General features: G+C 34.9%; 21 protein-coding genes, 2 tRNA genes and 1 pseudogene. 1 reads left to right on the top strand and 23 read right to left on the bottom strand.

The window, feature by feature from the left end; translation table 11 throughout:
* Positions 1-33: 33 nt before the first annotated feature.
* The 15 genes and pseudogenes from COB47_RS00295 to COB47_RS00225 form a co-directional block, all read right to left on the bottom strand.
* On the bottom strand, positions 34-1,407 hold the full coding sequence (locus COB47_RS00295; protein WP_013289443.1) for an undecaprenyl-phosphate glucose phosphotransferase: 1,374 nt from the start codon (positions 1,405-1,407) through the stop codon (positions 34-36).
* Complete coding sequence (locus COB47_RS00290; RefSeq protein ID WP_013289442.1) at positions 1,400-2,290, bottom strand: glycosyltransferase family 2 protein; 891 nt, start codon at positions 2,288-2,290, stop codon at positions 1,400-1,402. The genes COB47_RS00295 and COB47_RS00290 overlap by 8 nt, the downstream gene beginning before the upstream one ends.
* Complete coding sequence (rfbD, locus tag COB47_RS00285; RefSeq protein WP_013289441.1) at positions 2,291-3,136, bottom strand: dTDP-4-dehydrorhamnose reductase; 846 nt, start codon at positions 3,134-3,136, stop codon at positions 2,291-2,293.
* The gene (locus COB47_RS00280; protein ID WP_013289440.1) at positions 3,133-4,143 is read right to left on the bottom strand and encodes a glycosyltransferase family 2 protein; all 1,011 of its coding nucleotides are present in this window, start codon (positions 4,141-4,143) and stop codon (positions 3,133-3,135) included. Before COB47_RS00280 ends, rfbD begins: the two co-directional genes overlap by 4 nt.
* 35 nt (positions 4,144-4,178) lie before the next feature.
* Positions 4,179-5,168, bottom strand: coding sequence for a glycosyltransferase family 2 protein (locus tag COB47_RS00275; protein ID WP_013289439.1), 990 nt, complete (start codon positions 5,166-5,168; stop codon positions 4,179-4,181).
* Between the two features lie 48 nt (positions 5,169-5,216).
* Positions 5,217-6,422 carry a rhamnosyltransferase WsaF family glycosyltransferase gene (locus COB47_RS00270; protein ID WP_013289438.1) on the bottom strand — a complete coding sequence of 402 codons (1,206 nt, stop codon included), beginning with the start codon at positions 6,420-6,422 and terminating at the stop codon, positions 5,217-5,219.
* 167 nt (positions 6,423-6,589) lie between these two features.
* Positions 6,590-7,540: a dTDP-glucose 4,6-dehydratase gene (gene rfbB / locus COB47_RS00265; RefSeq protein ID WP_013289437.1), complete on the bottom strand. Its 951-nt coding sequence runs from the start codon at positions 7,538-7,540 to the stop codon at positions 6,590-6,592.
* Between the two features lie 15 nt (positions 7,541-7,555).
* Entirely contained in the window at positions 7,556-8,017 is a 462-nt protein-coding gene (locus COB47_RS00260) for a dTDP-4-dehydrorhamnose 3,5-epimerase family protein (protein WP_013289436.1), read from the bottom strand.
* Between the two features lie 21 nt (positions 8,018-8,038).
* On the bottom strand, positions 8,039-8,770 hold the full coding sequence (locus COB47_RS00255) for a sugar phosphate nucleotidyltransferase (RefSeq protein WP_013289435.1): 732 nt from the start codon (positions 8,768-8,770) through the stop codon (positions 8,039-8,041).
* Between the two features lie 44 nt (positions 8,771-8,814).
* Positions 8,815-9,549: an ABC transporter ATP-binding protein gene (locus COB47_RS00250; protein WP_013289434.1), complete on the bottom strand. Its 735-nt coding sequence runs from the start codon at positions 9,547-9,549 to the stop codon at positions 8,815-8,817.
* A 31-nt stretch (positions 9,550-9,580) separates the two neighbouring features.
* Complete coding sequence (locus COB47_RS00245) at positions 9,581-10,372, bottom strand: ABC transporter permease (protein ID WP_013289433.1); 792 nt, start codon at positions 10,370-10,372, stop codon at positions 9,581-9,583.
* Between the two features lie 32 nt (positions 10,373-10,404).
* Positions 10,405-12,612, bottom strand: a complete 2,208-nt coding sequence (locus tag COB47_RS00240; RefSeq protein WP_013289432.1) for an O-antigen ligase family protein — start codon at positions 12,610-12,612, stop codon at positions 10,405-10,407.
* 15 nt (positions 12,613-12,627) lie between these two features.
* Positions 12,628-13,260 carry an MBL fold metallo-hydrolase gene (locus COB47_RS00235; protein ID WP_013289431.1) on the bottom strand — a complete coding sequence of 211 codons (633 nt, stop codon included), beginning with the start codon at positions 13,258-13,260 and terminating at the stop codon, positions 12,628-12,630.
* Between the two features lie 76 nt (positions 13,261-13,336).
* A complete protein-coding gene (locus tag COB47_RS00230; protein ID WP_013289430.1) occupies positions 13,337-14,875 on the bottom strand; it encodes an IS200/IS605 family accessory protein TnpB-related protein in 1,539 nt (512 codons plus the stop codon).
* Positions 14,844-15,455: pseudogene (locus COB47_RS00225) on the bottom strand (IS607 family transposase). Before COB47_RS00225 ends, COB47_RS00230 begins: the two are co-directional and overlap by 32 nt.
* Before the next feature lie 221 nt (positions 15,456-15,676).
* On the opposite strand from COB47_RS00225, the gene COB47_RS00220 reads away from it, so the two are divergent.
* Positions 15,677-16,252: a stage II sporulation protein M gene (locus COB47_RS00220; RefSeq protein ID WP_013289429.1), complete on the top strand. Its 576-nt coding sequence runs from the start codon at positions 15,677-15,679 to the stop codon at positions 16,250-16,252.
* Between the two features lie 2 nt (positions 16,253-16,254).
* On the opposite strand, the gene COB47_RS00215 is transcribed toward COB47_RS00220, so the two are convergent.
* The 8 genes from COB47_RS00215 to COB47_RS00180 form a co-directional block, all read right to left on the bottom strand.
* A tRNA-Glu gene (locus COB47_RS00215) sits at positions 16,255-16,329 on the bottom strand.
* Between the two features lie 22 nt (positions 16,330-16,351).
* A tRNA-Lys gene (locus tag COB47_RS00210) sits at positions 16,352-16,427 on the bottom strand.
* Positions 16,428-16,509: 82 nt separating this feature from the next.
* Complete coding sequence (locus COB47_RS00205; RefSeq protein WP_013289428.1) at positions 16,510-18,306, bottom strand: ABC transporter ATP-binding protein; 1,797 nt, start codon at positions 18,304-18,306, stop codon at positions 16,510-16,512.
* Positions 18,307-18,335: 29 nt separating this feature from the next.
* On the bottom strand, positions 18,336-20,078 hold the full coding sequence (locus COB47_RS00200) for an ABC transporter ATP-binding protein (RefSeq protein WP_013289427.1): 1,743 nt from the start codon (positions 20,076-20,078) through the stop codon (positions 18,336-18,338).
* A 166-nt stretch (positions 20,079-20,244) separates the two neighbouring features.
* Entirely contained in the window at positions 20,245-21,525 is a 1,281-nt protein-coding gene (locus tag COB47_RS00195; RefSeq protein WP_013289426.1) for an adenylosuccinate synthase, read from the bottom strand.
* Between the two features lie 85 nt (positions 21,526-21,610).
* Complete coding sequence (locus COB47_RS00190) at positions 21,611-24,313, bottom strand: VWA domain-containing protein (RefSeq protein WP_013289425.1); 2,703 nt, start codon at positions 24,311-24,313, stop codon at positions 21,611-21,613.
* A complete protein-coding gene (locus COB47_RS00185) occupies positions 24,297-26,114 on the bottom strand; it encodes a vWA domain-containing protein (RefSeq protein ID WP_013289424.1) in 1,818 nt (605 codons plus the stop codon). The genes COB47_RS00190 and COB47_RS00185 overlap by 17 nt, the downstream gene beginning before the upstream one ends.
* Entirely contained in the window at positions 26,111-26,977 is an 867-nt protein-coding gene (locus tag COB47_RS00180; RefSeq protein WP_013289423.1) for a DUF58 domain-containing protein, read from the bottom strand. The genes COB47_RS00185 and COB47_RS00180 overlap by 4 nt, the downstream gene beginning before the upstream one ends.
* Positions 26,978-26,981 lie beyond the last annotated feature (4 nt).

Genomic DNA, 26,981 nt, shown 5'->3' with positions numbered 1-26,981 from the left:
CTCAACTGTTGTTGATTACTTCAAAAAACACCCCTAATATGCATTTTCCATAAACTTTCCACCAAATATGGTTGCTAATATGATCTTAATATCAAGCCAAAAAGACCAGTTTTCTATGTACCAGATATCATATTTTATCCTCTCTTCAATTGAAGTATCTCCTCTGAGTCCATGAATCTGAGCCCAGCCGGTAATTCCTGGGCGCACACGATGCTTTATCATGTATTTCGGGATTTCCTCCTTAAACTTTTCTACAAAATATGGTCTTTCAGGTCTTGGTCCAACAAGGCTCATATTGCCAACCAAAACATCCCAAAGCTGTGGAAGTTCATCTAAAGAAAGCCTGCGCAAAATCCTGCCAATTGGTGTTCTTCTTGGATCATCTTTTGTTGTCCATCTCACTTTTTCTTCATCAGGGTCTTGAACATACATGGTTCTGAACTTGTGCATTTTGAAAATGCGCCTGTTGTAACCTACTCTCTCTTGAGTAAACAAAACTGGCCCTTTTGATGTCAATTTTATCAAAATTGCAATAATTATGAATAAAGGAAGACATAAAATCAGTCCAATCAGAGAAACAACAATATCAAAACTCCTTTTTATAAACCTGTTTGTCCACTCGTCAAGGGGAGAATATCGTATGTTTATAAGAGGAATTCCTTCAAACTCTTCGATTTGAGCTTTTGAGGGAATATACCTTAAATAATCTGGAATTATATATGTTCTTATGCCATATTTCTCACAGATGTTTATTATCCAGGGAAGCTTTTTATATTCCTCAAGTCTCAGAGCAATGATTATCTCATCTACATGATGCATCTTTATGACATTTTCAAGTTCAGAGCTCTTAGCAAGCGCACTCTTTGAGTAATCATCAATAATGCCGATCACATTATACTCAACATAAGGTGAGGTTTTGATTTTGAGAATTAAATTATCTGATAAATCATTTGCTCCTATGATGAGAATATTTTCCTGTTTGATAAACTTGGTTTTATTTGAAATTATCAAACGTATTAAAATATACCGACTAATCAAACTTAAAGTAAAGTTTATCAACGTAAACAATGCCAAAAAAATTCTTGAATAATCAACTTGCTTAATAATGTAAAAAATTATAACAACAACTGCCAACGATATTACATTTGCCCTAAAAAGTTTGAGTGACACTCTCAATGCTGAACTTTTTGCTGCTGGTTGATAAACCTTTGAAATAAGAGCTAACAAAAAATAAGATGGCAAAAATATAGCTAATATCAGCAAGTAGTTCTCAACATCTAAATGACCCACTTTGGGAAACAAGTTACTTTCAAACTTTATAAACCACGCAATAAAGAAAGATAAAAAAACTACTACTATGTCAAAAACTTTATTAAGATTTGCATATAAACTCTTAAGACTATGCATGGCCTTTTTTCCTTTCCGAAAAAGTGTTCTTTATTTTTGTTTGAACAAGCTTTAAAAATTTAATCAATTTAATTGTAACAAATATCAATAAAGCTAAACTCTTTGGATATTTATCATAGTAATGTTTTCTATAGAAGATCCACATTGAATCATAAAAAGCTGACAAAACCTTCAAATTCCTGCCAGAACCTCTTTTGTGATGAATGATTTTTGCATCAGCATAATAGTAAACCTTAAACCCATTTTGCTTAGCTCTAAAACAAAAATCTATATCTTCACCAAACATGAAATAATCCTCATCAAGTAAACCTATCTTATCTATAACTTCACGCCTTATCAACATGAACGCCCCAACAACCGAATCAACTTCATAAGATTGATTTTCATCAAGATATGTAAGATTGTAACCTGCAAAAAATCTACTTTTAGGAAATAGCTTCGCAAATCCAAATATCTTAAAAAATGAATTTTTAGGGGTAGGAAACCCCCTTCTACATGCTAAATCAAGCTTGCCATCTGAAAGCACCACTTTGCATCCAAGAATTCCAATTTCTTTAGCTTCATCTTTCTCCAAAAAATCTATACAACTATCAAGTGTGCCCTTTAAAACTTCTGTATCTGAATTTAAAAGCAATATGTACTTTCCCTTTGCAATTCTTATACCTATATTGTTAGCTTTAGCAAACCCTAAATTTTGTTTATTTTCAATCAAAATAACATCTGGAAATTCTTTTTTTACCATCTCTTGGCTACCATCACTTGAAGCATTGTCCACCACAATTATTTCAAGTTCTCTATAGGTGGGATTCTTATATATTGACTCAAGAGTTTTTCTGAGCAAATTCCTGGTATTGTAATTAACTATAATTATGGACAAATCCATCTATATTCTTCCTTTCATCAGCATAGCAAACTCTTCAAAAGCCTCTTCCCAACGTCTCATTTTATATCCAAATTCAAGTCTTAACATCATCTTGTCAAGTGCTGAATTTTTGGGACGTTTTGCTGGGCGAATAAATTTATCACTTGTAGTTGGATTGACTTTGCAGTTTATCCCAAACGTGTCCACAATCTTACATGCAAAATCATACCAAGAAGCTATGCCTTCATTTGTTACGTGGTATATCCCATATTTTTCTGAGTTCATCATTACTTCTACAGCTTGAACAACATCTTTGGTAAATGTGGGATTACCTCTTTGATCATTAACAACATCAATTTCGCCTTTTTCTTTAGCAAGTTTTACAATTGTTTTTACAAAGTTGTTACCATTTTCACCATACAGCCAGGCAATCCTCACTATAAAATATCTGCTACAAAAAGTTTTAACAAATTCCTCTCCCGCAAGTTTAGAAAGGCCATATATACTTATCGGATTTGGTCTATCAAATTCGTTATATGGCTTTTCTTTTTCTCCATCAAATACATAGTCGGTAGATATATATACAAGCTTTGCACCAACTTTTTCTGCAGCCATTGCAACATTTCGTATCCCAATGGCATTTACTTTAAAAGCAATGTCTTTGTCCCTCTCACACCCATCTACATTGGTGTAAGCCGCACAGTGGATGATGATGCTGGGCTTTATGGCTGAAATATAATTAACTGTACTGTCAAGATCAGTAATATCAACTTGTTCAATGTCAATACCTTTCACATTATATTTATTTTCAAACTGCTTTATAAATTCACTTCCAAGTTGGCCTTTGGAACCTGTAATTAGTATCATTTCTTTGCACCTCTTAAATTGTAAAGTGTTCTTTTTACATATTGGTGAAAATATTCAAATGTAGCTTTAATAAGAATCCATTCAAGCTTAATGTTAGAAATTTCCTTTTTTCTCATGTTTTCCTTTCTTTTTTCTTTAAATTTAGGTAAATTCTTTAGTCCTTCAAGAACTCCACTTATGTAAATTTTTCCTTTTCCTTTTTTAGCAAAGAATATAAATTTGATTAAGTATCCCAATAAAATAAAGGGAAAATTAATTATTAAAAGAGGTAAGGGAAGATTTTTGTATATAACATATATCGAGTTTCTTGCTGTAAGTCTGATAGTAATATCATTATACTTTCCGCCTGTTGTCGCACTTCCAACATGCAACACACTAATGTAAGGATAATATAAATTTTTATATCCTCTCATGAGCGCTCTTAAACCTAAATCTACGTCCTCAAGATATGCAAAAAAATCTTCATCGAAATAACCTATCTCATCAAGGATTTTTTTGTTATAGATCGCAGCGCCACCACATGAGGAAATAATTTCACACGGTCTATCATAAAGTTCTTTCGGAAGACCATTGCCTCTTTTAAATTGCCAACCTAAGATAGTGTACATATCACCTGCGTCATCAAGTAAATTTGGAAAATCGTGGGAAATCATCTTACACGATAGAGAAAATATATCTTCATGCTTTTCAAATAAATCTTCTATTTGTTTTATTTCAAACGCATTATAAATCATAGCATCATCATTTATTAAAAAAATCAATTTTTCTTTAGTTACATTTATCCCTATATTAACCGCCTTGCTAAATCCTTGATTATCCCCTAACAATATCTCTTTAATGTTTAAATTAATAAATTTAGCCTCATTTGTAATCTGCATATTTGTATTGTTGATAACAGTAACGTTAATGTTACCTTTTTTACCTTTTATATTTTTTAACGATGATAGAACATTAAAAATGTACATATTTTTTAATAGAGTTGGTATTATAACCTCTATATTGTTCACTCCCTTCCTTTGATCATCTTTTAAGATTAAATAAACTAGCGAGGCGGTTTTATAGCTTTGCCTTCTAACGATAGATATTTTTGGAGGGATAAAGGTATCTTATCATAATTTGAACCTAAAAACGCTCCACCTCCCCTTAGAATTTCAAATAATATACTATATATAAGCCAATAAACCCTTCTTTTATCAACATTGTTAAAAATATACTTTACGTCCTGTACTATATTGCCAAATATAACTTTTAAAACGTTATACTTATTTACTAAATCTATATCTAATGAAACTTTCAGACCCCTATACTCATCAAAATATCTCTTAAAAAAGTTTATAAGAGTGTAATTATGAGAATGGAGCACAATAGCATTATGGGCATATACTTTACAAAACCCTTTTTCAATGATTTCTTTCCCAAATACCTGATCTTCTGCATATGGTATTTCTTTAAACTTTATTTGAAGAAAAATATCTTTTCTAACAGCACTGCAAACATTTGAATTAAACCAAAACCAATGTTTTTTTTCGTTATACACTTTTAAAGAATTTCTATCATTAAAATCAACTTTTTGAAATGTATAATCACTATCTTCCGATTTGAAACTATTAAAATGATTTATTAATTCTCTTTTGATTATAGGCGTTGCATCCACAAATGGCATTTGTCTCGCAAAAACACATGCAACATCATCTCTTACTCCAAACGGCTTAATTAAATTTTCTAGCCATACTTCATTATACGGAATAGCATCTTGTGTCATAAATACTATTATATTTCCTCTTGATAAAAACGCTCCTTCATTTCTTGTTCTTCCATGATTAAATTCTTCCCGTTTTATAATTTTTAACTTGATCGGTAAGTTCTTTTCTATATATTCTAGAATTATTTTTTGTGTATTATCATTAGAGGTTGAGTCAATATAAATTACCTCACATGGCTTTATAGTTTGAGCAAAAATTCTTTCAATTTGAGTTCGTATGTATTTCTCTGCGTTAAGAGTTGGTATAACAATACTAATTTTTACATCCATACCTTAAATTGCTCACCACTCTTTCTTAACACTTTTAATTTTTTGAGACTAATATTTAATTTTTGAAAGAGCATAAATTAATTTTTCAACTTTCCTTGCTTGTTTTTCCCATGTCAAATGCTCTAATTTATCCACCTCTTTATATAGTTTGGAATGAAACACTGAAGGATTATCTATCACTTCAATAATCCTTTCTGCTATTACAAATGGATCAGGCTCTACTAAAGTAATACCTGGTACTTCTTCAAAAACAAGTTTATTACACTCTGATTTAACTTCTATTACCGGTAAGCCACATGCAATCATCTCTATAGGAATCAATGAATAATTGGTTAAAGAAAATACTACACCTACAGTGGCATAATTATAAAGCATTGATAACTGAGCAGAAGATAAAACACCTTTATCTTCAATTGAAAACCCAGGATTATGACGCAAGTTACTTCCAAAAAATATTATTTCTGTTTTTGGTCTTTTTTCCTTTACCAATTTTAATGCTAAGATCCCTAGTTCATAAGCTCGTCTGGGCGTTTCTCTTCTTGCATAAAATACAATTGTATTCTTGCTTCTTTGAATATTTTTTATATTATAGATTTGCGGATCAAATCCTAACTCAAAATAATCTCCAATTACACCATATTTTTCTTTTAGAATTTTGCATAACCATTTACCAGCAGTAATATATTTGTATTTAAACGAATAAGTGGCTTCTGCAAATAGATATTCTGCTGACATAGGATAAAAAATTGGCTCATAATCCTGAACAAAGTAGAACTTTTGATATGTATTTTTTATACTGTTAACGTAATATGCTGTCTGCCAACTTGTAGCAAATGTAACATCAACAGGAGGCAATTTTTCTCCCCATAAATAAACAATTGTATTTCCAATATTGATAAAATGTTTATCTACTAATTCTCTAATTGTTTCCTTTTTCTGAATTAAATAAGGAGGAATAATTGTAAGATAATTCTGATATCCCCATTTATCAAGATAATGGATCATTCGAAAAATTGTCATATGACCACCTGAACCAATATTGAATGCTGGAATTATCCAATTGATTTTTAATTTTTCATTTTCATTTATTTCCTTTTCTTCCCATTCACTTTTTCTTGCATATGTTATAAAGCTATAAAAGTCATAAGTTGTCGGTTGGTTTATATTTTTCATTTTTTGTTGTACTCGACCCAAAAGCCCTTTAACTCCCTCCTCTTTTAATACAACTACACTTTTACGTAGTATATTTTTCAATCTAACTACCTCCAATATTCGTTTTTGTTATGTATAAATATAGGGTAGCAAATACTATCTTCAGTTGTACTTTGTTAAATAATCCAAGTATATTGTGTATCATTTCTTGACTTCCAATCTTTGTACAAAAACTTTAAAAACAACACTCTCTATTTCAAGCATAATTTTTATTTATTGGGGTACTTAGCGTACCACTCTATAGTTTTTAAAAGAGCTTTTTCAAATCTATATTCAACCTTCCACCCCAATTCCTTTTGAATTTTACTCGAATCAATTGCATATCTTCTATCATGTCCTGGCCTGTCAGCCACAAATTGGATCAAACTCTCTGGTTTCCCAAGTAGTTTCAAAATCAATTTAGCTATATCTATATTTTTCCACTCATTATTCCCGCCAATATTGTATACTTCACCTATCCTCCCTTTTTTGAACACAAGCTCAATTGCTCTGCAATGGTCTTCTACATATAGCCAGTCTCTTATATTTTGCCCGTCACCATAAATAGGTATTGGTTTGTCTTGCAGAGCATTTAAGATTACAGTCGGTATAAACTTTTCTGGGTGTTGATGTGGACCAAAATTGTTTGAACACCTTGTTATGTTCACAGGCAAACCATATGTCTTAAAATATGCTCTTACAAGCATATCAGCTCCTGCTTTGCTGGCAGAATAAGGACTGTTTGGTGCCAAAGGACTCTCCTCGGTAAAATATCCTTCAGGCCCCAATGAGCCATACACTTCATCTGTTGAAATCTGAATAAACTTTTTTATTCCGAATTTCCTTGACACATCCAATAAAACTTGTGTTCCCAAAACATTTGTTTTAACAAATATATCGGGGTCCTTTATACTTCTGTCCACATGCGACTCTGCGGCAAAGTTTATTACATAGTCAATTTGATAATTTTTAAAAACCTCTTCAACTTTTGCCCTATCAACAATATCTCCTTTAATAAATGTATAATAAGGGTGGTTTTCTACCTCTTTCAAATTCTCAAGATTTCCTGCATAGGTTAATGCATCATAATTGATTATTTTGTATTCTTCTTTGCTAATCATGTACTTAACAAAATTGCTTCCTATAAAACCTGCCCCACCTGTTACAAGAATTGTTTCCATCTTCTTGTTCCCACCTTATCTAAATTTTGTTGTCCAATCAAAATTGATTTCCTTGTCATCCCAAGGAATTCTGTATTCATCTGGATTCTCTCTGTTATAATGCTCTGTTGTGAAATACACAATTATTGCCGGCTCATTCCCCAATACCCTATAGCCATGAGCAACCATTTTGGGTATTAAAAGTACTATAGGATTGTGTTCACCCATATAAAACACATTTGTCTTTTTATATGTTGGTGAGTCTGGCCGTAAATCGTATAAAACAACCTGTGCATTGCCTTTTGGGAAAAACCAAACATCGTCCTGCAATTTATGATAGTGAAAAGCTTTTATTACCCCTGGATAAGTCAAAGACATCGAAGCCTGTCCAAATTTTTCTAAAAGCCCATCTTCGTCTCTTAAAATCTCCATGAAAAAACCTCTATCATCAGCAAATTTTTCAAGTCTTTTTACCTTAACACCTTCAATAAGCTCCATAATCCTTACCTCTCCTCTAATTTATATTCCATTAAAATCTAACACCATATTTTCAGCAAGCTCATTTGCTCTTTTTAGCGATTCAAAAGTCCCTGCATCAGTCCACCAACCCTTCAGAAAATCGAAATACAGTTCTCCTCTTCTTATATATTCATTATTGACATCTGTAATCTCCAACTCGCCTCTTTGAGAAGGCTTTAAAGTTTTAATGATATCAAATACCTTGCTATCATACATATAAATTCCCGTCACTATGTAATTACTCTTGGGATTCCTTGGTTTTTCTTCTATGGAAATTATTTTCCCATCCTTTAGCTCTGCAACTCCAAACCTGTGAGGATCTGGCACTTCTTTTAAAAGAATTCTTGCCCCTTTTTCTTGCTTCTCAAAATTCCTAACATACTCCGAAATATCATCTTCAAAAATATTATCACCCAAAATAACAACGCATTTATCATTGCCTACAAAAAAGCTACATAATCCCAATGCTTGGGCAATTCCACCAGGTTCATCTTGAATCCTATAAGTAAACTCCAATCCAAACTCACGACCACTTCCTAATAAATTGACAACAGCTCCCATGTGTTCTTTACCGGTTATTATCATTATTTCTTTGATACCTGCTTGTTTTAATTTGAAAATTGGATAATAAATCATTGGATATTTTCCAACAGGCAACAAATGCTTGTTTGTAACCTTAGTTAACGGATATAAACGTGAACCTGTTCCTCCTGCCAAAACTATTCCTTTCATGAAATAACAGTCCTTTCTTTGAATATTTTTTATTTGTTAAACCATCAAGAGTTCCTGTAAGCCTCACAAACCTCTTTTGCATTGCCTATCATTTTCATTCTGCCTTTTTCAAGCCACAAAACTCTTTGGCACATTCTCTCAATTTGATCTATTGAATGGGACACCATCACTATGGTTGTCCCTTTTTCAAGCATACTATTAATTCTTCTTTCGCACTTTTCCTGAAAATGAAAGTCTCCTACTGCCAGAATCTCATCAACAATCAAAATGTCGGGGTCAACAATTGTAGCAATAGCAAAACCAAGTCTTGCTTGCATACCAGACGAAAAGTTTTTTAGAGGAACATCTAAAAAATCTCTCAGTTCTGCAAACTCTACTATCTCGTCAAATTTTTCTTTCATGAACTTTCTTGAATAGCCCAAAATAGCGCCGTTTAAGAATATATTCTCTCTTGCAGTAAGTTCAAAGTCAAAACCTGCTCCAAGTTCAATCAATGGTGCCATAGTACCGTTTACATAGACTCTACCCATTGTCGGCTTTAAAACTCCTGCAATTATTTTGAGCAGGGTACTTTTGCCTGCCCCGTTTAAGCCTATTATACCAAAAATTTCACCTTTTTTGATTTCAAAACTTATATCCCTCAGTGCCCAAAATTCTTGAAAGTAGAGCTTGCCTGACACAAGTTTTATAAAGTATTCTTTAATACTATAAATCTTTTCAGATGCCATGTTAAACATCATTGAGACATTTTCAATCTTTACAGCTGTATTTTTATCCATCAAGACCTCCAGATGACTTTCAGCATATTTTTTACACATACAAGATGAATTTATTTTGTTTTCGATAAAAAACTAAAAGTCCTATTACTAAAAATATTATGTCTACCAAAATGCAAATTAGAGTTTCCTTTAGTGTAGGCAGTGTACCATAAAATGTTACTTTTCTAAAATATTCTATAAAATAATACATCGGATTTAGCTTAATCAATGTCAGATATTTTTGTGGAATTATGCTCACAGGGTAAAATATGGGTGTCAAATACATCCAAGCAGTTAATCCAACCGAGTATAGATGAATCAAATCTCTGAAAAATACTGCATAGCAAGATAGAATTAAGCCTATGCCTATTGAAAAAATTAATATGAATAGTAAAGGAATAGGAAATAACAAAAATGTCCACGATAAATTAACATTATTGCCCAATACTATCATTCCTATTGTAACTAAAACAATTGCCAAAAGTGAGAAAATTAGATTAAAAAAAGACGACAAAACCTTGGAAACAGGAAATATATATTTTGGTATATATACCTTCTTAATGAGCGAAGCGTTATCAATGATTGCCCTCATTGCACTTGAGGTTGATTCAGAAAAAAAAGCAAACATAATCTGTCCAGTCAATAAGTAAATAGGATAATTCTTTATGTCAAATCTGAAAAGGTGAGAAAATACAATTGTTAAAACAATCATCATCAAAAGAGGATTTAGCAAGCTCCAAAACATACCTAAAATAGACCGTCTATATTTAATTTTTATATCTCTCAAAACAAGTTCATATAAAAGATCTCTGTATTTTAAAAAGTTTGCCAAAAATCTATTCAAATTACAAGTCCACCCTTTCTTTGCTCAGCCAACTATATCTTTTTCTTAACTTCTTCAATTATTTGCTGAGTTCTTTGTGTCATCGCAAACGGCACAATCTTTTCTTGGCCAATTAGCTCTTTTGGAATATGTTCTCTGTACTTTTTCAATCTCTCAATCTCCTCAGGAATCTTTAACACTACCTCATAGTACTTCTTCGCTTTCTCTTTATCACCTTTTCCAAGGTAATAATCTCCAACCTTTGCATATGCATCAGCCTTCAGCTCATAGTTTGCTGGTTGAAGAGGCTGAAGTTTTATCCCCTCTTCTATCTGTGAAAGTCCGCTATCTATTGCCCCATGAGAAAGAAGATATACGGCATATTTAAACCTTATCTTTGCATTGAACCTATCATTTACAATTGCCTGTTTGAAATAACCATCTGCCTTTGCAATTAGGTTTGCGTCTTTGTTCTGGTCACCTATTCTGTATAGAGCAACCGCATAGTCAGAAAGTGCATTGGAGCTGAGTGGGTCGTATGTGACAGCTTTTGACAAAAACGAATATGCAGCAGACAAATTTCCCATCTGCAGTGCCTGCTGACCAATATTTGCATAGTAATTTCCAAGTCTGAAATTCAGTGAAATTACTATCATAAGCAGATAAAATATTGCCAGCAAAGCAGACACAAAATTTGTTGTTTTGCCCGTGTAAATCACCTTTTCTTGCTTATGCTTCTGAAGAATTTGTAAAGAGGTTGAAACTAATACCCCTAAACCTGCAAATAGCAGAACCTGCACAGATGCGAGCGAAAAGTCAAAGTCAAGTGCTGAGTGAAAATAAAGCTGTACAGCTGCAGCCACAAGTCCAGCAATAATAATATTCTCTTTTTGTTCCTTTTTAGCCCATGCCCTGAGCGAAGTTGAAAATAAAAACCATAAAAATATTAGTAGTATACAAAATCCAACAATCCCCGTGTCAAGAAGCACCTGTAAAAAGTAGTTGTGAGACTGGGTTGTAAAGTATAAATAAGACTGGTACATAAAATACAGTGATACCCATGCCCCTCCACCATAGCCAAATACAGGACTTTTCAAGAATATCTTTAACCCGTCTTTATAAAACACCATTCTTTCGACAAAGTTTCTTTCTTTCCAGAACATAGCTATTGACTTCATTTTTTCAACCATGTCTGAGGGAATCAAATGCGTCTTTAGAGCAATGGCAAAACCAATGATAGCCAAAATGCCAACAACGGCTGCTCCGGCTATGTAAATGTTGTTGCTAATACCATAAAGTCTTCTCTCCACAAATCCAAAAGCATATGTCAGGACAAACACCAGAAGCATCTGGAAGAGCAAGAGAAGCCAAAGTTTCACTTTCCCATGTTCGTTTAGGTTTGCCCCAACCTTATTCAAAAAAGCAATAACAAAAGCGCCAATAATCGCTATGTTAAAAATGAGCGAAATTCTTTTTTCTCTCGGCAAAAGCAAGAAAAACACCAAAAGAGCAAGCAAGAGGGTAATATATGATCCTCTTGAGTATGTATAGAAAAATGCTGTAAATATAAAGCTTGAAAAGGCAAAATAGAAGCTTTTAAGCAGCTTATTTTCACTGTATATTGCCAGCATTAAAGAGATTATAAATCCGAATGCTAAAACAGTTCCTGCCGTGTTATGATACTGCAAGGTTGAGTTTATCATATTCCCAACCCAAAGCCCGTTCATTGCCATGCCAAGAGGACGGGCAGTTTCGGGAATTAACTTTACCGCTGCTTGATACCCAAAAAATGCAACACCTACTGTTGAGAGAAAAAGGGTATTCAAAATAGCAAACTTTTCTGCCTTGCCTTTTGAAATTCTCGATGCAATATAAAAAACTGCAAAGTAAAATGCATACTTAAAAAATTCTCCAAGAGCAAGCCTTCTATTTGCTGCAAAAAAGTAGGGAACGATATATGCTACCATGAAAAGACGTAAAATTAGTTCAAGTTTTGAATTTACTAAAAAACCCTCTTTTGAAAAATAAAGATATATTGCAAAAAGGATAAATATTCCAGCCATAATTGCTTGAAATACACTTAGCTCATAGTCAAAATAAAGTCCTCTATAATATGGACTCATCAGAACAAGCACACAAAAGGCAAAAAGCACAAATGCTTTGTATGCCGCAAGTGTTTTGCCGGGAAAAATTGAGGTTTCACTTTCACCAAACTTATTGGCACTTTGAGATATACTTTTTCTCTCACTTTTTTTCGCCATAACACAACTTCTCCTTTATCCTTTGTATTTAAGTACCAGAACTTTCTGCTTTTCAGGAAGACTATTGATTTCAATCTCGCTTGTTTGCAAAACTTCAACATCTTCAAAATGCTTTGTAAACTCCTCTACCTTCCCAAGGTCAAATTTTAGCTTTTCAGTCTTATAATGCATAGGAATTATGATTTTTGGATTTATAGCCTTTGCGACATTTAAAGCCTCTTTGGCATTAATTGTATACACGCCACCAACAGGAATGAGCAAAATATCAACCCGCCCCATCTTTTCAAGTTCAGTTTCTGCAAGCTCATGTCCCAGATCGCCAAGGTGTGCAACTGAAAACTTATCCTCAATTACAAACACAATGTTTTCTCCGCGTTTTTGCCCTTTTTCTTTGTCATGGAAGGTCTTTATGCCTTTTATTTTAACACCTTTGACGTTGAACTCTCCTTCCTTGTCGACAAGAACATAATCTCCTTTTAGGCTTTTTGTATATGCATGGTCAAAATGTTTGTGAGATGTCAGCACCACATCTGCAGATAGTTCAAATACTGTGTAACCAACCGAGCTGTCGTACGGGTCTGTGATTATTTTTACTCTAGATTCTGTTTCTATCAAAAAGCTTGCATGTGCAAGGTATGTTATCTTCATACTTAATTCATACCTGGTCAACCAAACTGTGCACATTAGCACGAGTTTGGCGGCTGGGGTATTTATAGTCCGCCTTTCAGGCTTTCCCAGCCCCAGCAGGCGGTATTTGGGAAAGCCATAGCCCCTGTCCCAAGAAACAGGAACTTACGCCTTTATAGGTCTTCCCCACTTGCCCTGAAACTAAAAGTGATTTCAGGACAGACATGTCACGCAGGACTCTGTCAGGGGAGAGTGGAGTCACCACCGCTACCCTGAGAACTCGCCAGAGATTGTGGTTTTTGCCACGACTACCTGCACTTGTTCCATCCAGTGGTACAGATAGCCTCTCTGCCTCACTCCCAAGGCTTTGTAAAAACTTTTTCGCTCTATCTATCTCTCTGAGTTGCTTTTTCCTAACGTATGTGTTCTTAACTACCTTCCTTACGTACTCCTTCAGTTCCTCCAGTTCGTTTACATCAAGTCTACTGAGAAACATCATATAGTTGTGCGGTATCCTTTCTCTCAAGCCAAGCCCTCTTCGGGCTATCACATATGCAGCTGCCACGTCCTTGCTCACCATAAACTGCGGTGCATACTTTAACATCCCTATCACAGAAGTATACGCAGGGTTTACTTCTATAACCTCTACTCCTTCTCGCTTTGCTAAAAGTTTTACCTTCTCCAAAAGTGACCTGTACCCAAAATAGTGCCTTATCCGTCTTGATTTTCTACCTGAAAAATCTCCTCTTTTCCCTTTGTCCTTTATGTTCAACTTCTCAATTACTAGGGCTTTTTGATTATCTTTCGCCATTTCTACTATCATGTATGCATACTGCCACCTGTAATACTCCCTCTTGCTTGAACTCCCACTCTCAAGCTCTGGCATTGGTATTCTGCCATATTCTAGAAGCTGTCCACTCTTGTCTGTTTCTGTCCATGCCACGTGCCTGGGATATGCGTTTGTGTCTATCCCTATAACTCCACTTGTTCTTGTCATCGCAGGCCTTGGGAAAACTTCTTCAACGGTAAAATAGGCATATATTTTTCCATTTTTGAGTTTCAATTCAACAGAATAGGGTTCCCCACAAGTACCTATCGCCTGCAACAGTTGATTCCTGTCTGTGTACGTTCCACCCTTTACTTTCCATCCAGGCTGTATCGTCGCATATACATACTCCTTTTCTCCCACGTTAATTCTGAGTTTTGTTAAGGAACCATCTATCTCAATCCTTGTGTTGAGATTCCCCTTCTTACTCCTGTCTCCCCTTGAGTACAGATTCCCTTTCCTCTTCTCCTGCCACTTAAGTTGAAGTTTCCTGTATTGATCGCCATTTATATGCCTCTTCTGGAGTTTTTCAAAAAGCTGCCTGCCACCAAAAATAACCTTTTTAGGACTTTCTCCTCTTTCTTTGCATGAGTTTAAAACACTCTTTGCTTTCATTATCGCATCATCAACGTATCGGGAATTCAGATTGAAAATTCCCTGCAGTTGCCTTTTGAGTTCATTCCTTTTATATCCTTCCAGTAGCCTCTTGTATGCATACCTCATACAAGAGGACCATCTTCTCATAAGGTCTAATACTCTTTGCTTATCTTCGCCGCCCTCAAAGATTAGCTTGGCCTGAACTGTTACCATGTCTTTTATTAGCACCTCTTTGCCAATAAATCCTTGCTGCAAAAGATGTATACTGCCGCTATTAAGTCCTCTGCCAGTTCTTCTTTTATATCTTCTTCATTTTCTCTGCCGTTTAACACTACAAGTTCTACCCCAAAACTCTCCATGAAAAACTTAAGATATTAAAATCCAAACCTTGCAAGTCTGTCAGGATACTCTATTACAACTTTTGCAACTTCTCCTCCTTTGATTTTGTTCAAAAGTTTTAATAGCCCTCTCCTGTTTTCATTTTACTTTGCTGGCTATTTCAGATATAACTTCATACTGCCAACCTTGAGACTCTGCGTATTCCTCAAGTCTTCTGATTTGGTTTTTAAGGTATTCTTCTTGCTTTTTAGTGGAGAGTTTTGCATACAAAACAACGGTTGGTTTTGGTTTTTCTTCTGTCATGCCAAGTAGTTTTTTTATGTCTTCTTTTTTGTACCTTCTCCTTCCCTTAGGTAGCTTGAGAGGTATTATTAACCCTTCCTTTTCCCAGTTTAGGAAATAGCCTTCGGCTAATGCTATATATCTCTTTAACTTTTTGCATACTCAGTAATATTCAATATCACCTAATCAAAATCATACCTTTTTGCCTTGTTATTTTCAACTGTTGTGACCTCCTGTAATTTTATATCATAGATAATTATATACCAAATAGTATCAGAAGTTAATTAAAATTTTGTGAAAAAATTTTTCGATTTAAATTGAACTCAAGTTGTAAGTTTTGTTATAATCTTGTTAAAGGATTTTAAAGGTTTTAGTGAAAGGAGCAAAAGACAGGTGAAATTCGTATTTCAAACGTTTAAAGCTGAAAAGAGATTGATTTTTATATCTTTTTTAATTTTTGCTCTTTCTTGTATCTTAGGCATATTGATTGGAGTTTTTTTCGGAGATGAAATCCAAAAGTTTATCGACCAATACTTAAGAAAGTTGTTTGAGAGCATAATAAAAGATGCAAAATCCCCTTATCTTCTTTTCATAGGAATTCTTAAGAACAATATGAAAGTTTATTTTATAATAATCACACTTGGAACTCTGAGTTTTGGATTAATATCAGCACTTGTCCTTTTTACGAATGGTGTTATAGTGGGAGCTATTGGAGCAATCTCTGCAAAACATATGTCAATTGCAAAGACTCTACTTTTGATATTACCCCATGGTATATTTGAAATTGCTGCATTTTTGATAGGAAGCGCAGCCTCTACCATCTTCCTAGAAAGTGCAGTTTTATCAAAAGAAAAGCCTGACATAAAGCTCTCTTTTAAAAGATTTTTTGTTCTTGCTGTTTGCGGAGCTATATTAGTAGTATTTGCTGCATTCATTGAAGCTTTCGTAACATTGAGATTTGCAAAATAAAATGGTGACCCCGAGGGGATTCGAACCCCTGTTACAGGCGTGAAAGGCCTGTGTCTTAACCACTTGACCACGGGGCCACCTGTCACTTTTAAAATTAAATGGTGAGCCATCCGCGACTCGAACGCGGGACACCCAGCTTAAAAGGCTGGTGCTCTGCCTACTGAGCTAATGGCCCACACAAATTAAACACGGTTTGATATTATAAGCTCTTTTTTTTAATTTGTAAATACCAAAAATATATTCGTTACTATATTTTTTCAACTTGCTTTCACAAATCTTATCTGGCTCATGCAAAGATCATAGTAAATTCCTTTTTTCTTTATAAGTTCTTCATGGTTACCCATTTGCGCAATTTTACCTTTTTCCATAACAATTATAAGATCTGCATCTTTTATTGTAGAAAGTCTGTGAGCTATTACTACAGATGTTCTATCTTTCATTACCTTGCTCAGAGCATTCTGGACCATTATCTCGCTCTGGGTATCTAAGGAAGCTGTTGCTTCATCAAGAATCAAAATAGGTGGATTTTGCAGCATAACTCTTGCAAGACATATAAGCTGTTTTTGTCCTGTTGAAAGCCTTGTTCCTCTTTCACTTACCTGTGTATCATATCCATTTTCAAGTTCTGATATAAATTCATGAATGCCGAGAAATTTACAAACTCTTACTACATCCTCAAACTTTGCATCGGGTCTGCCATACAAAATATTTTCAAGAATGCTTCCTGAAAATAAAAATGGTTCTTGCTGTACAATCCCTATAAGTTTTCTCAGACTCTTAAAACTTATTTTTCTCAAATCAATACCGTAAATCAGTATGCTTCCCTTCGTCGGGTCGTAAAATCTTGCAAGAAGATTTGCTATAGTGGTCTTACCTGAACCTGTTGCACCAACAAGCGCAACCATCGTACCTTTTTTTATCTCAAACGATACATCCTTTAAAACATATTCCTCATCCTTATATGCAAACCACACATTTTTAAACTCAATCCTATCTTTAAAATCTTCTATATAAACAGGATTTTCATCTTCTTTTATCTCAGGTTCAATTGCCAGAACTTCAAAAATCCTCTCAGAAGATGCACTTGCAACAAGAAGCTGATTATAAAAATTAGAAAGTGTTACAACAGGACGCCAGAACCTATCAAGATAACTGACAAATGCAATCAAAGTTCCAACTGTCACTCCGTTTATTTTCAAAAGTTTTACACCATAAAAGTAGATTATAAGAGTGCCTATCATAGAACAAACTTCTACAGCTGGTGCAAAAATGCCGTTTACCTTCACTGCTTTCATCCATGATAAAAATACATCGTCTATTACCTCTTTGAATATTGACCTGTTCACCTTTTGCCTCACATAAGCTTGAATAACTCTTATTCCGCTTATATTTTCATGTATATACGCATTAAGATTTGAAATCTTTCTTCTCACCTGTCTCCAGTTTCTTTTTATTGCGTTTCTTGTGGCAAATAAAACTGCTAAGAATACTGGTATTACAGAGAATGTTACAAGTGCTAACTTAAAATTTATAGAAAACATTATGACAGTAGCAATAATCAATGTTGACATATCAGTTACTACATTCACTATGCCATTCGTAAACAAATTGTTGAGAGTATTTACATCGTTTACTATTCTCACTGTGATTCTTCCTGTTGAATTTCTGTCAAAAAAGCTGAAAGAAAGGTTTTGTATATGATCAAACAGTGCTTTTCTTATATCAAACAAAACCATCTGCCCTGTTCTGTTTGCAAGTCGTATTTTGTTTTTAGAACATTCCTTGTTTATAAAAAGCATCAAAATCATTAAAAAACCAATTATCAGAATACCTTTAAAATTTTTCTTTGGTATATATATATCAACTGCCTGTTTCAATAAATATGGTGAGATTAAATCTGCAACTGTTGCAACAAACATAAAAACAAGCGTAAGTAAAAGCCATTTTTTATATGGTATCAAAAACTTAAAAAGTCTTTTTAAATGAGGTATCTTCAGCTCATAAGTAGTTTCTTCCTGTGAAAATATTGGTCTTCTGGCTCCAGAATCAGACATTTTAAAAAACTCCCCCTTTGAAAAACTTTTTAAGCTGGAAGTGTATTTGCGCGCTCTATAAGCTGTTTTTTAAATGTTGAATAATATCTTCCTTTAATCTTCATCAAATCTTCATGTTTCCCCTGCTCAACAATTCTGCCACCATGCATATAGTAAATCATATCTGCATCAACCACAAGCTGAGATATTCTGTGAGTTATTATGATTGTGGTTCTCCCCTTTATCACCTCTTTCAAAGTTTCTTGAATCTCCGCTTCAGTCTCAAAATCAAGGCTTGAAGTTGCATCATCAAGCACCAGAATTCTGGGATTATATACAAGAGCCCTTGCAATTGCTATCCTCTGTTTCTGTCCACCCGAAAGACCCACGCCCCTTTCTCCAACAACTGTATTGTAGCCATCCGGTAAATTCTCTATGAATTCATCAGCTCTTGCAAGCTTTGCTGCAATCCTTATCTCCTCATCTGTTGCATCAGGTTTACCAAATGCAATGTTTGCTGCAATAGTATCAGAAAATATAAAAGGTTCTTGCATGATAATACCTATATTTCTCCTGAGCGAACACAGTTTTATATTCTTTACATCAATATCGTCAATCAAAACCCTCCCAGAAGATGGGTCATAAAACCGTGCAAGAAGATTTATTAATGAGGATTTCCCGGAACCAGCTTGTCCTAATATGGCAACAACCTCACCCGGTTTTATGTGGATATTGATCTCTTTTAAAACAAATTTTTCTCTGTATTTGAAATACACATTTTCAAACTTTATATCACCTCTGACGTTTTTAAGAACAACACCATTTTTTGGACTTTTGATTGTAACATCGCTATCAAGAACCTCGAATACCTTCTCCAGAGAAGCAAAAGCATTTTGCCACTGGTTAACAAGATTTTGAATGTTTCCAATAGGTGCTGAGAACATATTAACATAGCTTACAAATGCAAACAGAGTACCAATTGAGATCTTTCCTTTAATTGCAAAGTATCCACCCACAATAAGAATTATGACAGAGTTAAGTCCATTCAAAAAACCTGCAACAGGGTTATGGACAGACCTTATATCAGCTGCCTTAATATTTTTCTCTGTAAAATCATATGCGACTTTTTCAAAACTTTTCTTTTCCAAATCTTCATTCCCAAAAGCTTTTACAACTCTTATTCCTGTTATATTTTCCTGAACCTTGGATGTGAGTCTCTCAAAAGAAGTTCTTATTGCCTTGAACGTGGGCTGAAGCTTTTTTGCAAGACTTTTAACATTCAAGAAAATTAGTGGTGCAGTTGCAATGCTCAGAATTGAAAGGAAAAGGTTCATTGAAAACATTATAGAAAGGGCAGCAACAATTGTAATTGCTATGCTCACAACCTGGACAAAACTCTGGTTTAGAAAGTTTCTGATAGCCTCCAAATCACCAACCATTCTGTTCATAATAGCTCCTGTTGACGCTCTGTCATAATATTCAAAAGACTGATATTGTAGCTTTGTGTAGAGCTGCTCTCTCAATCTGTAAAGAGCTTTTTGAGACGTGTATTCAAATATGTAATTTTGAAAATAGGCAACAATAGCTTTTAAAATTATCAGTCCTGCAAAAATAGATGCAAAATACCCAAGCTTTCCAAATCTTTTTGCTACTAAAACATCATCAATAATATGCTTTGAAATCTTTGGAACTGTCATGTTACAAAATATACCAACAAGTGCCAAAATTAACCCTACAAAAATCAATAACCTGCATTCGTCTACATACTTCATAAGTCGTTTCAGATAATCCAATTTATCCCATCTCCCTTTTTGTATTTCTTTAATATCTATTATACATCCATCACCAAAAAAAGTTAAGCTATTCCCACAAAAAAACACTATTTTTATGTTTCAAATCAACACAAAAAGCCACCCGAATCAACTACATTCTCGGATGGCTTTTTATTTTTAACTTTGCTCACTCTTTTACAATTATATTCTCTCTTGAAGGACCTGTGCCAATCAACCATACCTTAGCACCAGTTTCTTTTTCTATAAACTCAATATATCTTTTTGCACTTTTTGGCAGAGAATCATAATCTTTTGCAGATTTTATCTCCTCTTCGTTCCAGCCTTCAAACTCTTCATATACAGGTTCACACTCCATTGCAACCCTTAAGGATGCGGGGAAAAGGTCTAAGACTTTTCCTTCATACCTGTAACCTGTACAAATTTTTAATTTGGGAATACCTGAAAGCGTGTCAAGCTTTGTAAGTGCTATTCTGTCAATTCCGTTTATCAAAACTGCATACCTCACAACAACAAGGTCAAGCCAACCACATCTTCTTGGTCTTCCTGTTGTTGTTCCATACTCTCTTCCCTTTTCACGTATTACGTTTCCCATCTCATCTAAAAGTTCTGTCGGGAATGGTCCTTTGCCTACCCTCGTTGTGTAGGCTTTCACAACTCCTATAACCTCTTGAATGTACTTTGGAGCAATCCCTGCACCTATACAAAATCCACCAACTGTTGGGTGCGAGGATGTAACATAAGGATATGTTCCGTAATCTAAATCAAGCATTGTTGCCTGTGCACCCTCTAAAAGCACTTTTTTCCCTGCCTTAATTGAATCATTCAGAAGCTTTATTGTGTCTGTGATATAAGGCTTTAAGATCTCACCATATTTCATGAACTGTTCTAAAAGCTCTCCAAACTTCATTGGTGTTTTGTGGTAAACATGAGTAAGTATCTGGTTCTTCCTTTCATACACGTTTCTGAGTTTTTGTACAAACTCATCTTCATCAAGCATGTCACAAACTCTGAGATTTGTCCTTTCTGTCTTATCAGTATATGCAGGACCTATTCCTCTTTTTGTTGTGCCAAGACTATCTTCTCCTCTTTGCCTTTCTTGCTCCTCATCTAAAATCTTGTGGTACGGCATAACAAGATGTGCTCTGTCGCTAATTTTCAAGTTCTCTGTTGATATCCCTTCTTTTTGTAAGTTTTCTATCTCCTGTATCAAAGACTCCGGGTCAATTACAACACCATTACCTATTATGTTGAGCTTATCCTTGTAAAGTATTCCTGAGGGTATAAGATGAAGTTTGAAAACTTTACCGAAAGCTTCAACTGTGTGACCTGCGTTGTTGCCGCCCTGAGCCCGAACAACAACGTCAGCTTCTTTTGCCAAGAAATCTACAATTTTGCCTTTTCCTTCGTCACCCCACTGGGTGCCAACTATCGCGCGGATTTGCTGCATCTTTATTCATTCTCCTTCTTTTATATGCTAAGATATTAAAAAGTCCTTTAATATTATATCAGAATGAAGTGAGTTTTTTAAGTATCTAAAATCTTCTCAGTCTTTTAACATCCAAAGTATCATCGGATATTGGCTCTGCTTCCTTTGATTTTTTCGCATAAGTATCTTTCTTTCTCAAAAAAGATACTTTATCCCGTGCCTTTTTAAGTGAATGTGGCTTTGCAATCTTTTTAAAGCCTGAAGATATTGCTAAAAAGTACCTTTCCACCTGAGGATACAGACCAAATCTTCTAATGCTCACTTCTAAAAGAAATAAGACAATACAAAGAATTATCAATAAACTGCTAATATCTCTTTTTTCTTCTGTGCTCTTGAGTCTTCCCGCATACACCTCATTGGGGTTTTTTATAACTTTTGCACCTGATAAGGAAATAAACTGTTCAAACCTGCTACTGTCTACATCCACTCTGAACTCATCAGAGTAGTTAGCTGAATAGAAAAACGTTGATACCTTAGATTTATCTTTGCTACTTATGGTTGCCACAAATACATAATTTCCCAACATAAAATCAACTTTAGATTCGAACATATCTGGTGCAGTTCTTCTCATTGCAATTGTCTTTTCTTGGTCGTTTGGATATACGCATTTAAGAGTTGCAATGGTATCAGCATCGAACTTCCCGACCAAAGATACCACCAAATCTTTTTCTTTTCGAACATTAAAATCAAAGCTGCTGTCATCTGCCCCTTTTTCCAACCACTTGAAAACCTTTGTCCAAAACTGTGAAAATTTATCCCACAAAACCCAGTCACGCGACCACTGCCCGCTCAAGTCCGAACACCATGCAGCAACCTTTCCAAGCCCGTACCTCCACACTGTCAAAATTGGCTCATCCTCGTCGCTCACCAAAAGACTGGTTGCAAGGTCTTTTTTTGTTGTTGCGATATACCCATAAAGTGGTGGATAAGAGGTAAAACCTGAATTTATAGCATTTGTCTCAACCATTTTGGGGACAAACTTCTTTTCCTTCATGTACTTGCCTTTTATAATTTTTGTCTCTTTTAAAAACACATCAACAAGCTCATAAGGATTGGAAACTAAATAGAACCTGCCTGAGGTAAAGGAGGCTATCCAGCTCAAAACGGGCAGGTTTACAAACTTTCCAACACCAATTGTGGTGATTTTAATGTTATTCCTTTTTGCCTCATTGGCTGGAATTTCATAACCGCCTTGTTCACCCATGCCATCGGTCAGAAGCACAATCAACTTGCTTTTTGCCTTTGACTTTTTCAGAGTTTTAACTGCTTCACTCAAGGGTGGAATTATAGCCGTCCCACCACCTACTTCAATGCTTGAGATGCTTTCAATAACATCTTTTTTTCTGACAAGCTTGCTAAACTCATATGCCCAGTAGTAATTGTGGTCAAAAGCAATCACGCCAACACCATCTGAACTTTCAAGGTGCTCAATCATCTTTGCAGAAGCACTCTTGGCAATCTCTAATTTTGAAATTCCTGCGTCTTCTGTATCCGCCATGCTGCCTGAATGGTCAAGGACAAGCACAACATCTATGTTTTTCTCCTTTTCTTTGTTTTTAATCTCCATCTTAACAGGCAGCATCTTTTCTAAAACCGAATTAGAATAATTCCCAAGTGCATAAGAATTCACACCACCAATTACTATAAGCCCGCCTCCCAAATCCTTCACATATTTCTCTACAGCGCTTAAAAATTCACCGCTAAAGCTTTCTCTTGATACATTGCACAAAATCACAAAAGAATACCCTAAGAGTTTGTCAAACCCAAAATTTGCCTGGTCGCTCTTTACTGCATCATAATCGGCTGAATAAGAGTCAAGAAGACTTTTGACATTTTTCACATCATTAATATTCTCATAAACTACCAGAACCTTTTGAGGTTTTCTTACCTGGCACATAGCATACGCAACATTGTTTGACTCTTCTTCATCATCCATCACTTCAACTTCTCCTTGATAGCTAAAAACCCCCTCTTTGTCCAGCTTATCCTTTATTACAAACCTGTTTTCACCTTTCTCAAGGGTCACCTGCTGGCTGAAAATTAAATCATTGTCTCTGAAGATCTTGAGCAGAGCTTCTGTTGAAAAAGTGCTGTTTATATTGGCAAATATCGAAAACGCCTGATTTTTAAATACCTTCTGCGGTATCTTCAAACTCGAAAACTGAACATCTTTTTCTTTTTCACTTTTAAATAGCACTACTTTTACATCTATCCCATTATTTTTGAGAAGTTCTACTTCATTTTTTGCCTCACCTATTGTCTCTTTCCCATCTGTTAGAATGACAAGTCTTTTTTGTTGATCCTTGTCAAACAGATTTACTGCATACTTTATTGCATTTTCAATATTGGTTTGAGTGCCATCTACAGCCGTTCCAAATTCAGAAAAGTTAGGATACTTAGTCGGTGTAAACTCAATGTTTGCATCCTGTCCGAACACAACAACCGACTGCAGCTCATTTGATTTTTTAAGCTTTATCGACTTTTGAATGAAGTCTTTCATCTTTTCTGCGTTTTTTCTATTGCTCTCTGACATATCCACAAGATAAATTGTTGTCACTTTATCGGATGAAATTGCTAGCTTTGGCATACTCAGAGCTAGGACCATGAGCATTATTAAAACAATCCTCATCCATACAACAAACTTTTTACCCAAACTTTCTTTTGAAAATCTTCTTGAAACAAGCCAGATAAATACCCCAAGCACAGCTGCGGCAAGCAAAACAAAAGGTCTTTCAAACTCTATTCTCATTTAAAAACACCATCCACTCCAAACTCAAAAAAATGAGTGCAAGTATCAAAAATATATCCTTCAAAGAATATGGCATCTTCACGCTATTGATTTTGCTTGTATCTGAAAAATGGGCATCGCTTTTTGCTAATCTATCATCAGTTAAATCTAAAGCATAGGTCGGGAAATTTATTGCAAATTTGTAATTCTCTTTTGACTCTTCGCTTAGGATCAACGAATAAACTCCCAAAACATCTTTTTTAGGAAGAATTGAAGGATAACCTGACAAATCAACAATTTCTCTTTTCCCATCAGGTAGTATCAAATCTGCTTTTTTATCTGAATATGAAAAAACTCTTATCTCTTCACCCGGATAAAAAGCTGTCTTTTCAAATAACTGATTTTTCTTGACAAAAGCGCTTTTAATGTTTGCCATCAAAATTGGAAAAGATACCTTCAAAGGCAGGTCACTGTTATCGAGCGCAAAACCAAATAGGATTGACGGATGATTATGGATACTGCCAAAAGAGATTATTGGCTTGCCACCTATCTTTGCAACTGGCTCAAAAGCTTTTTCATCGATAGACACAGTCTTTTGGACAGCAAAATCCATCCCAATAATGTTTTGTGAAATAGCTGACTTTACAAACCTTGCATATCCTTCATTGCTTGCACTTTTTCCTATCTTTATCCCCAAAAGCTTGGATGCACTGCCGTTATTTGGTAATACAAATATAAAAGCTCCTTTTTGAGGAAACTTTTGTGGTATGCACTGGTCGAATATGTATATATCAAAATCACCAGCAATGTTTTTGACATCCTGAGTTTTATAAAATTCCACGTCATCAAAGGTAAGCCACACTTTTTCAAAAAAGAAATTTCCTTTCCCTACATACAAAACTTTTTGTTTTGCCATCAAGGGCTCTAAAACTGTCCAAAAGACATTGTCTTTTGTTACTTGGTCAGGATAATTTATTCTCCCCCACACAACCTTGTAATTTCCTTTGATATTTTCAAACAAAAAAGTAACTATTTTCCCTGGCAAAAGGGAAATGCTTTTTAATCCTACCAATCTGCCGTCTGCAAAAAGTTCAAACTCAAAACTTGCTTTTTTAATTCCTCTGTTTTTAATCTCAATAAGAGCATCAAAACCTTCTTTTCTTGACACACAGGATATATTTTCAATGCTCACATTATCTTTTGGTTTTGGAAACTTGTAAAGTTTTGCATTTTCTAAGTGAGGCACGTTCTTGTCGGTAAATATAAACAAAGTTTTATCTGAGGGTTTGAAAAGCTTTGAGACAAGAGCCAAGCTACTTTTTAGATTTGTTGCATAGTATGTTTGAGTTACCTTATCAATTGCATCCTTGGCAAAGCTGCGCGTGCCTTCTTTTTGCAAAACCTCGATTGTATCTGAAAAAGTTACAATGCTGACTTTTGCTGTAGCTGGCAGCATATCTATTATATCTTTTGCTATCTCTTTTGATTTTTGAAGATATGACTTAGAATCATCTGATTTTGAGCTCATAGAAGCACCATTATCAAAGACAAAAACCACATTCTTGCCAGTATTTTTTATAAAAATATTTGGACTTGCAAGATACATTGAAAAACTAAAAAGTGCAAAAATCCCCAAAAGCAATAATAAAGAAAATCTTAACTTTTGCGCCGGCTTTGCAACTCTTTTTTGTTTTTTCAATCGCTCCCACAAAAACGTGCTTGGAATGGTTACTTTCTTGTGCCTTGGTTTTATCATATACAGAAAAATTAATACCGGCACTGTCAAAAGAAACAGGAGAAAAAGCGGCTGTGAAAAGCTCATCTTCCCACTCCAATCATCTTCAGCACAGTTTTTTCAAGCGCACTTGAAGTCAAGACCTCATAAAACCTGCCATTTGCCTTTTTTAAAATTTCTTTGAGATCATTTTGATACCTTCTCAGCTCTTCAACATATTCCTTAATTAAACTATTTGACAGCTCAACATCAATAACTTTTGCACTCTCGCTGTCAATCAGCTGACAAAATATATGTTCAAATGAAGGATAGGCTTCAATTTCATCTAATATCTGGCAGCAGCATACAAAAGAGCACCTTGCACAAAGCACTTTCAAAACTTCAGCTGCACTTTCGAACAAAAAATCAGAAAAAATAAATGAGACGCTTTTTCTTGAAATATAAATATTTTTAATACTTTCAAAATCTGCCTCTCCTTTAAAATTTGCGTCCTCTAAAAACCTCACAATCTTGTGAAGGCTTTGCTTACCTTTGAGACAACCTGACGGTAAAATGCCATTTTCCCGCACCAAAAATATATTGACACTGTCAAGCTGGGAAAGAGCAATGTATGATAGGCAAAAAACTAACGCTTTTGCCATATCACCTTTTTTGACTTTGCTGCCGAAATCCATCGATTTTGACATGTCAATGAAAAAATTATAAGTTGTCTGTCTTTCCTGTTCAAAAAGCTTTACATAAAGCCTCTGGGTTGCTGCAAAAATCCTAAAATTTACCTTTCTAAAATCATCGCCTGGTATGTACTCCCTGTGGTCGCTGAACTCAAGCGAATTTCCCCGCCCCTTTGATTTCTGCTGCCCTTCAAACTGTGAGGTTATCTCAATTCCAAATTTGAATTTTTGATTGCTGAGTTTTTTCAGCGTTTTGTCATCAACAAGTCCGCCAAACATCAAA

The organism is Caldicellulosiruptor obsidiansis OB47 (assembly GCF_000145215.1).
GTDB classification, from domain to species: Bacteria; Bacillota; Thermoanaerobacteria; order Caldicellulosiruptorales; family Caldicellulosiruptoraceae; genus Caldicellulosiruptor; species Caldicellulosiruptor obsidiansis.
This window is presented reverse-complemented; position numbering and strand designations above follow the sequence as displayed.

Bases quoted from the DNA above. Each gene is read 5' to 3' on its own strand.
- COB47_RS00295 (WP_013289443.1), bottom strand. From the start codon at position 1,407: ATGCATAGTCTTAAGAGTTTATATGCAAATCTTAATAAAGTTTTTGAC.
- COB47_RS00290 (WP_013289442.1), bottom strand. From the start codon at position 2,290: ATGGATTTGTCCATAATTATAGTTAATTACAATACCAGGAATTTGCTC.
- rfbD (WP_013289441.1), bottom strand. From the start codon at position 3,136: ATGATACTAATTACAGGTTCCAAAGGCCAACTTGGAAGTGAATTTATA.
- COB47_RS00275 (WP_013289439.1), bottom strand. From the start codon at position 5,168: ATGGATGTAAAAATTAGTATTGTTATACCAACTCTTAACGCAGAGAAA.
- rfbB (WP_013289437.1), bottom strand. From the start codon at position 7,540: ATGGAAACAATTCTTGTAACAGGTGGGGCAGGTTTTATAGGAAGCAAT.
- COB47_RS00260 (WP_013289436.1), bottom strand. From the start codon at position 8,017: ATGGAGCTTATTGAAGGTGTTAAGGTAAAAAGACTTGAAAAATTTGCT.
- COB47_RS00255 (WP_013289435.1), bottom strand. From the start codon at position 8,770: ATGAAAGGAATAGTTTTGGCAGGAGGAACAGGTTCACGTTTATATCCG.
- COB47_RS00250 (WP_013289434.1), bottom strand. From the start codon at position 9,549: ATGGATAAAAATACAGCTGTAAAGATTGAAAATGTCTCAATGATGTTT.
- COB47_RS00240 (WP_013289432.1), bottom strand. From the start codon at position 12,612: ATGGCGAAAAAAAGTGAGAGAAAAAGTATATCTCAAAGTGCCAATAAG.
- COB47_RS00235 (WP_013289431.1), bottom strand. From the start codon at position 13,260: ATGAAGATAACATACCTTGCACATGCAAGCTTTTTGATAGAAACAGAA.
- COB47_RS00230 (WP_013289430.1), bottom strand. From the start codon at position 14,875: ATGGTAACAGTTCAGGCCAAGCTAATCTTTGAGGGCGGCGAAGATAAG.
- COB47_RS00205 (WP_013289428.1), bottom strand. From the start codon at position 18,306: ATGTCTGATTCTGGAGCCAGAAGACCAATATTTTCACAGGAAGAAACT.
- COB47_RS00195 (WP_013289426.1), bottom strand. From the start codon at position 21,525: ATGCAGCAAATCCGCGCGATAGTTGGCACCCAGTGGGGTGACGAAGGA.
- COB47_RS00190 (WP_013289425.1), bottom strand. From the start codon at position 24,313: ATGAGAATAGAGTTTGAAAGACCTTTTGTTTTGCTTGCCGCAGCTGTG.
- COB47_RS00185 (WP_013289424.1), bottom strand. From the start codon at position 26,114: ATGAGCTTTTCACAGCCGCTTTTTCTCCTGTTTCTTTTGACAGTGCCG.
- COB47_RS00180 (WP_013289423.1), bottom strand. From the start codon at position 26,977: ATGTTTGGCGGACTTGTTGATGACAAAACGCTGAAAAAACTCAGCAAT.